Source organism: Thauera aminoaromatica S2 (genome assembly GCF_000310185.1).
GTDB classification, from domain to species: domain Bacteria; phylum Pseudomonadota; class Gammaproteobacteria; order Burkholderiales; family Rhodocyclaceae; genus Thauera; species Thauera aminoaromatica.
In genome coordinates, this window is the sequence record NZ_AMXD01000295.1 from 1 (window position 1) to 1159 (window position 1159).

Annotated in this window: 1 protein-coding gene; it reads left to right on the plus strand. The window is 64.6% G+C overall.

Annotation, left to right across the window (positions count from 1 at the left end; translation table 11 throughout):
* On the plus strand, positions 1-1158 hold a 1158-nt coding region (tuf, locus tag C665_RS19685), incomplete at its 5' end, for an elongation factor Tu (RefSeq protein ID WP_004330331.1).
* Position 1159 lies beyond the last annotated feature (1 nt).

Consider the following 1159-nt stretch of genomic DNA (forward strand, 5'->3'; position numbering starts at 1 on the left):
CACGTCAACGTCGGCACCATCGGCCACGTCGACCATGGCAAGACCACGCTGACCGCTGCGATCACCACCATCCTGTCGAAGAAGTTCGGCGGCGAGGCGAAGGCCTACGACCAGATCGACGCGGCGCCCGAAGAGAAGGCGCGCGGCATCACCATCAACACCGCGCACGTCGAGTACGAGACCGCGAGCCGTCACTACGCGCACGTCGATTGCCCGGGCCACGCCGACTACGTCAAGAACATGATCACCGGTGCCGCGCAGATGGACGGCGCGATCCTGGTGTGCTCGGCCGCCGACGGCCCGATGCCGCAGACGCGCGAGCACATCCTGCTGGCCCGTCAGGTCGGCGTGCCGTACATCATCGTCTTCCTGAACAAGTGCGACATGGTCGACGACGAAGAGCTGCTGGAGCTCGTCGAGATGGAAGTGCGCGAGCTGCTGTCGAAGTACGACTTCCCCGGCGACGACATCCCCATCGTCAAGGGTTCGGCGCTGAAGGCGCTCGAGGGCGACCAGTCGGACATCGGCGAACCGGCGATCTTCCGCCTGGCTGACGCGCTGGATAGCTACATCCCGACGCCCGAGCGTGCGATCGACAAGCCTTTCCTGCTGCCGATCGAAGACGTGTTCTCGATTTCGGGTCGCGGCACCGTGGTGACCGGTCGTGTCGAGCGCGGCATCGTGAAGGTCGGCGAGGAAATCGAGATCGTCGGCATCAAGCCGACGGTCAAGACCACCTGCACCGGCGTGGAGATGTTCCGCAAGCTGCTCGACCAGGGCCAGGCCGGCGACAACGTCGGCGTGCTGCTGCGCGGCACCAAGCGTGAAGACGTCGAGCGCGGTCAGGTGCTGTGCAAGCCGGGTTCGATCACCCCGCACACCCACTTCACCGGCGAGATCTACGTGCTGTCGAAGGAAGAGGGTGGTCGTCACACCCCGTTCTTCAACAACTACCGTCCGCAGTTCTACTTCCGCACCACCGACGTGACCGGTTCGATCTCGCTGCCCGAAGGCACCGAGATGGTCATGCCGGGCGACAACGTGTCGATCACCGTCAAGCTGATCGCCCCGATCGCCATGGAAGAAGGCCTGCGCTTCGCGATCCGCGAAGGTGGCCGTACCGTCGGCGCCGGCGTCGTCGCCAAGATCATCGAGTAAT